We start from the raw sequence: 6,070 nt of genomic DNA, 5'->3' as shown, positions 1-6,070 counted from the left end.
GGGCAAAGTGGACCAAGTCCGATATTTACGGAATCTGAATAATGTCCGTACCAGTTGGTGCAGACCGCCCGCTACTCGCGGATCCCCCGGTGAAGCCGAAGCAGAGGGACGGGCCGGAGAACTTGGTGAACGGCTGGTTGGTGAAGGTGATCGAGTTGGTGGCGTTGGCCGCCGCACCGGTGAGGCTGTTGGTGCTGGTCCGGTAGACGCAGGTGATTGCGCCGAGCAGCGAGTTCAGCACGACGGTGCTCTGGACCGGCGCCGCCGTGGTGCCGGAGATCTTGACGACGCCGGCGCTGGTGACGGAGGTGGCGTACGGCAGGTTGTTGAGGGCGATGCTCTGCACTCCGGTGGTGCCGAACACGTTGGTGGTGCAGGTGCCGAAGCTCTGGGCGGTGAGGCTCTCGGTGGCGGTGCCCGGTGCGGTCGGGTTGGTGAGCACCTTGGCGCTGAAGCTGGACGCGGCGCACTTGATGCCGGTGGTGCCCGAGGTCGAGTTGTAGAAGGTGGCGTTGGTGCTGGTCTTGAGGCTGGCCTGGATGACGTCGTTGACGGCGACGGCGGTGCCGCCGGCGGTGGGGTAGGTCAGGACGTTGCCGGCGAGCGCGGCCGACGGGTCGGCGGAGGCTGGCGCGCCGGCCACGAGACCGGTCAGCAGCGCGAGGGCGACGAGGCCCCCGCCGATTTTTCCGTACCTGAGCATGGTGTTTCCTTCCGGTGGTGGGACGGGAACGAGCGGACCGCACAGGCGGTCACCGCCGGGCAGGTATGTCCGGGCGGCGATTGTGGCCATCCACGGTGGACGGCGGTGGTGGAGGTGCCGGGCGACCGTCGGGTCGACCGCTGGTGACGGAGGCGCCGCGGGTCAGCGGGCGGCTCGGCGTGGTGCACTGCGGCGTAGCCGCGTCACCTGCGCCTTTCCGGCATTGGGAGAGCGTTCCTCGTCGGCGATAATGACAGCCATCGAGCCCTCCTTCGACGAGTCAGGGTGACCATCCGGGGAGATCACCAAAGGTGACGGGGAGCCAACTGAGCGTGAGGAAAGTTATAAACCCCGGAGGGTCGCAAAGTCAACGCATCAAAGGAGGTCAATGAATTGACCACGCAGAGCCACCGACCGCCGGTGCCGGCGCCCCTGCCGGGCGCACGTCCAGGCCGCGACCCGGATCGCGCGATCAAGCGCGGCCCGCGACGAGTCTCCGCAGAGGTCGTGGCCGCCACCCAGCGCGACCGCCTCTTCGACGGGCTCGTGCACGAGGTGGCGACCAAGGGCTACGACAACGCCCGGGTCAGCGACATCTGCCACTCCGCCGGCGTGACCAGGCCGGCCTTCTACGCCCTCTTCACCGGCAAGGAGGACGCCTTTCTCGCCGCGTACCGGCACGGGATCGCCGTGGTGTCCCAGCTGATGGAGAGCGCCTACCGCGAGGCCGGCCCGACCTGGCCGGACGCGGCACGCGCCGCGCTGCGCACCCTGCTGGAGGTGCTGGCGAGCGTGCCGGCGTTCGCCCGGATGGCGCTCGTCGAGGTGGACGCGGCCGGCCCGGACGCCCGCCGCGAGCGCGACGCGCTGCTCAGCAGCTTCCGCCGGTTCTTCGCCGACGCCGGCCCGGGGCCGACGCTCGCCGAGGTGGACCGCGACGAGCTGGTGTCCACTGTGGTCGGCGGTATCTACGCCACCGTTCGGGGACGTGTGGCGCAGGGGCGGGCGGAGGAGTTGCCGCAACTGCTGCCCGTGCTCACCTACGCGGCCGTGGCACCGTTCCTGGGCACCGAGGGCGCGGCTCAGGCGACCCGGCCGATAAGGCCGGACGACGGCCCGAGCACGACCGCGCCGTGCGCACCGGCCCACCACTCCTGATCACGCGGTCGGAAACCGCAGCGGTTTTTCACTTTGGCCGCATTTAACAAATACCGCCCAAATGACTGCCACACTCCGTTGACCTGCCCTTTACTCGGCGGTAACTTCGGCTCTGCGCCCACCAGGCGCAGACCAGAGTCGCAATTCCCATTGTCGCCGATGAATGATCACGAGGGAGTCGCCATGTCGGAGGAGACCGCACCAATCGCACCCGACCCGCCGCGCGCCGGCGTGCGCTGGCGCCGGTTCGCCGCCACGTTCGGCGTCGTCATGGCGGGCGCCGCCGGCATGATCATGCTCACCGCCCAGGGCGTGCTGGGCGCGCAGTTCGCCATCTCCGGGATGCCGTTCACCGTCACCGCCGACAGGCTCACCGGCACCGGTTTCGAGCAGTTCGCCACCCTCGACCAGATGATCCCGGACAGCCCCAACCAGGGCGACACCGGCGGGCAGGTCCTGGTGATGGTCTCGGCGATCGACAAGGCGGAGCTGGCCAACCTCTGCCAGAGCATCAACCTCGGCGGCGTCTTCCTGAAGATCACCGCCGGCGGCGGCGACAAACCGGTCACCGCCCGGACCCTGGTGGTCGACGGCGACGAGATCGCCGGCAACGCCGCTTTCAAGAACATCGACATCGGGCAGGACGCCAGCACGCTCGACAAGGTGCCCGGCGTGAAGGGTAACCCCGGCGTCTTCTCCCAGCAGGCGGACTCGATCGTCATCGAGAACCTGCGGCAGAACAACTACGCCACCACCGCTGCCGTTTTCAACCTGCCCAACCTGCGCATGGCGTTCACCTCCGACGGGTGCTGACGTGAGCGCCGAACAACACCAGACGACGCCGGCCATCCGCGGATCCCGCGGGCGGTGGCGCCGCTGGCGGCGGTCCCGCCCGTTCACCGCCGCCGTGCTGATCGCCCTCGGGGGCGCGGAGATGCTGGCGACCCTCCGCGCGCCGCTCGGGGTGCTGCTGCACATCGGGCCGCAGGGGCTCGCCGCGTACCTGGTACCCACCATCCTGGTGATCTGCGGGGTGCTGCTGATCACCACTCCGCAACAGCGGGTCTTCTACGCGGTGGTCTCGCTGGTGCTCGGGCTGGTCTCCTGGCTGACCTCGAACCTGGGCGGCTTCGTGGTCGGGATGCTGCTGGCCCTGACCGGCGGGGCACTCGCCTTCGCGTGGACCCCGGACAAGGACCACCGTCGCGCCGGTGCCGGCACGGAACCCGTCGCACCCGCGCCAACCCGGGACGAGGACGACACCGACACGGTGCTCCTGCCCGGAATGCAGTCACCGGACCCCAGCCCGGCCGACCGGGGCTGATTCAGCGGGCGGTGTCGGCGACCGCCTGCGCGAACACCTCGGAGCGGTGCTCGAAGTTGCGGAATTGGCCGTAGCTGGGCGCGGCCGGGGACAGCAGAACCACCCCGCCGGCCGGGGTCACCTCGCGGGACAGCCGGACCGCGTCCACCAGGTCGTCGACCAGTTCGGTACGCACCTTCGGCAGGCCGGCGAGCACCTCGACGATCCGGGTGCCGCTGTCCGGAATTCCGATCACGGTCAGCTCCCGCTCGGCCAGGTGCTCGGCCAACGGCGAGTAGTCCAGACCCCGGTCATTGCCCCCGACGATCACCGTCAACGGCCGCCCGTCGTACGCGTCGATGGCGTGCATCGCCGCGTACGGGCTGGTGGCGAGGGTGTCGTCGACGAACGTCAGCCCGGACGGGTCGGTGATCTCGGTGAGCCGGTGGGCCAGCCCCTGGAACTCGGCGACCGCGACGGCGAGGTGGTCCTTACCGGCCACCACGTCCACGCCGAGGGCGTCGAGGACGGCGAGCGCGACACAGAGGTTGCCCTCGTTGTGCCGGCCGACCAGCGGCAGCACCGCGCGCGGGAACAGCGGCTGGTCACCGAAGTGGAACCACTGCGTACCGTCGGAGCCGGTGGCGACGTGGGTGGTGTCGGGGCTTCCGGCGCGGACCGCCGGCAGCTCACCCAGCTCCGCGGCCAGCCTGGGGTCGCCACCGTTGACGACGATCGTCTGCGGGTCGTGGGCGAGCAGGTTGAGCTTGTCCCGGTAGTACTCCCGCTCCCCGCCGTGCGCGTCCAGGTGCTCGGGGAAGAGCGCGGTGACCACCGCCACCCGCGGCGAGTCGGTGAGGTCGCTGCACTGGTAGCTGGACAGCTCCAACACGTACAGCTCCGCCTCCGGCAGGTCCAGGGTCGGCACCCCGATGTTGCCGCCGAAGACGTTCGGTCGCCCCATCGCGGTGAGCAGGTGACTGATCAGGCTGGAGGTGGTGCTCTTGCCCTTGCTGCCGGTGACCCCGACGGTGCGCGCGGCGTGGTCGGCCATCCACAACGCGGTGCCCTGGGTCACCATGACCCCGCGGCGCCGCAGCTCGACCAGCCACGGGTGGGTCTGGGGCACGCCCGGGGACCGCACCACCACGTCCGCGGCGGCCAGCCGTTCGAAGCCCGCCTCGCCGGTGACCAGCGGCGCCGCCTCGGCCAGGGGGCCGTCCCACGGCAGCGACAGGAAGTTCGCGCTGTCGTCCACGGCGACCATCTCGGCCGGGCCGTGGGCGGCGATCGCTGTCACAGCGGCCCGGCCCTCCCGACCGGTGCCCCAGACGGCGACGGTACGTCCGCGCAGGTCAGACAGGCGCACTGGTGTCTCCTCGGGGGTCACGGCGGCGGCAGGGCGGGCCCGGTCCGGACACGGCCGGACGAACCAGGGCCTAGTATGGCGTGTGCCCAACGAGCAGCTCCGGCGGATGGACGCCTTCACCTTCCCGTCCTACTCGATCGACTTCGCCACCGGCGAGGTGTTGTTCGACTACGCCCTGACCGGCCCGGCCGGCGAGCAGCGGTTCACCGAGGTGATCACGCTCCCGCTGCCGGCGGAACCGCCCTCCGACGAGACGGTGGCGACCCTCAACCGGGTGCTGGAGGTGCTCCACCTCGTCGCCGGGGTCAGCTACTACAAGGCCGCCGCGCCGCCCCGGCTCGTGCTGCCGACGCCGCTGGGCGCGGCCACCGTCGACTACGTCACGGCCGTCTACACCAGGGGCCTCGCGGAGTACGCGTACCGCAACCAACTGCCGCACGTGCTCGAACTGCGCCCCGAGGTGCCGACCGGTGTGGTGACGCCGGCCCGGGTGTACGACGACTCGGACCGTCGCCCGCTCTCGGCGGTCGGCGGCGGTAAGGACTCGATCGTCAGCCTGGAGGCGCTGCGCCACGCCGAACTGGACCCGGTGCCGTTCTCGGTCAACCCGAACCACGTGATCGTCGCCGTCAACGAGGCGTCCGGGCTGGTTCCGCTGGCCGCCCGGCGGCGCATCGACCCGGTGCTGTTCGACCTGAACGCCGCCGGCGCGCTGAACGGGCACATCCCGGTCACCGCCATCAACTCTCTGATCGCGGTGGCCACCGCCGTCCTGCACGGGCTGGGCCCGGTGGTGATGTCCAACGAGCGTTCGGCGTCCGACCCGAACCTGGTCTGGAACGGCCACGAGATCAACCACCAGTGGTCCAAGGGTGTCGAGGCCGAAGGGCTGCTGCGGGCGTCGCTGGCCGAGCACGCCGGCCTGACCGACCCGTACTTCTCCCTGCTGCGTTCGCTGTCCGAGCTGCACATCGCCCGGCTGTTCGCCGAGTTCACCCGGTACGACGACGTGGTGACCAGCTGCAACCAGGCGTTCAAGCTGCGCGACGCGAGTGAGCGCTGGTGCCGGGACTGCCCGAAGTGTCGCTTCGTCTTCCTGGCCATGGCGCCGTTCATGCCGCGGGAGCGGGTCACCCACATCTTCGGCGGCGACCTCCTGGCCGACGAGTCGCAGATTCCCGGCTACCGCGAGTTGCTGGGCGTGGACGGGCACAAGCCGTTCGAGTGCGTGGGCGAGGTCGAGGAGTCGGTGGTGGCCCTCGGCCTGCTCGCCGAGCAGGACCAGTGGCGCGACGCCCCGGTGATCCGGGCCCTGGTCGACGCCGTCCCGGAGACGGCCTGGTCCTCGGTGGCCCACTCGGACGTCTTCACCCCCGGCGGCCCCAACCACATCCCCCCAACCTACGCAAAAGCCCTAAACGCCCTAGCAACCTAACCCCCACCCCACCCCACCCCACACCCCACACCCCGCGCACCCCGCGCACCCCACACCCCGCGCACCCCGCGCACCCCACACCCCGCGCACCCCGCGCACCCC

6 protein-coding genes are annotated in these 6,070 nt (G+C 70.6%); 4 read left to right on the top strand and 2 right to left on the bottom strand.

Translation table 11 applies throughout. From position 1 onward, the window contains the following. Positions 1-25: 25 nt before the first annotated feature. Positions 26-703, bottom strand: coding sequence for a Tat pathway signal sequence domain protein (locus ABZ749_RS27075; protein WP_357232773.1), 678 nt, complete (start codon positions 701-703; stop codon positions 26-28). Between the two features lie 393 nt (positions 704-1,096). Here ABZ749_RS27075 and ABZ749_RS27070 point away from each other — a divergent pair, with 393 nt between their 5' ends. From ABZ749_RS27070 to ABZ749_RS27060, 3 genes are all read left to right on the top strand, one after another. After that, positions 1,097-1,861 carry a TetR/AcrR family transcriptional regulator gene (locus tag ABZ749_RS27070; RefSeq protein WP_357232771.1) on the top strand — a complete coding sequence of 255 codons (765 nt, stop codon included), beginning with the start codon at positions 1,097-1,099 and terminating at the stop codon, positions 1,859-1,861. A 183-nt stretch (positions 1,862-2,044) separates the two neighbouring features. Further along, positions 2,045-2,674, top strand: a complete 630-nt coding sequence (locus tag ABZ749_RS27065; protein WP_357232769.1) for a DUF6230 family protein — start codon at positions 2,045-2,047, stop codon at positions 2,672-2,674. 1 nt (position 2,675) lies between these two features. After that, positions 2,676-3,185, top strand: coding sequence for a DUF6114 domain-containing protein (locus ABZ749_RS27060; protein WP_357232767.1), 510 nt, complete (start codon positions 2,676-2,678; stop codon positions 3,183-3,185). A 1-nt stretch (position 3,186) separates the two neighbouring features. On the opposite strand, the gene murD is transcribed toward ABZ749_RS27060, so the two are convergent. After that, the gene (gene murD / locus ABZ749_RS27055; RefSeq protein WP_357232765.1) at positions 3,187-4,533 is read right to left on the bottom strand and encodes a UDP-N-acetylmuramoyl-L-alanine--D-glutamate ligase; all 1,347 of its coding nucleotides are present in this window, start codon (positions 4,531-4,533) and stop codon (positions 3,187-3,189) included. Between the two features lie 82 nt (positions 4,534-4,615). Between murD and ABZ749_RS27050 the strand changes: the two genes are divergently transcribed. Further along, positions 4,616-5,968 carry a hypothetical protein gene (locus ABZ749_RS27050; protein ID WP_357232763.1) on the top strand — a complete coding sequence of 451 codons (1,353 nt, stop codon included), beginning with the start codon at positions 4,616-4,618 and terminating at the stop codon, positions 5,966-5,968. Positions 5,969-6,070 lie beyond the last annotated feature (102 nt).

It is taken from the genome of Micromonospora sp. NPDC047753 (genome assembly GCF_040642735.1).
Taxonomy (GTDB): Bacteria; Actinomycetota; Actinomycetes; order Mycobacteriales; family Micromonosporaceae; genus Micromonospora.
Note: the sequence above shows the minus strand (reverse complement) of the source record. Positions and strands in the feature narration are given on the sequence as shown.

Bases quoted from the DNA above. Each gene is read 5' to 3' on its own strand.
- ABZ749_RS27075 (WP_357232773.1), bottom strand. From the start codon at position 703: ATGCTCAGGTACGGAAAAATCGGCGGGGGCCTCGTCGCCCTCGCGCTG.
- ABZ749_RS27065 (WP_357232769.1), top strand. From the start codon at position 2,045: ATGTCGGAGGAGACCGCACCAATCGCACCCGACCCGCCGCGCGCCGGC.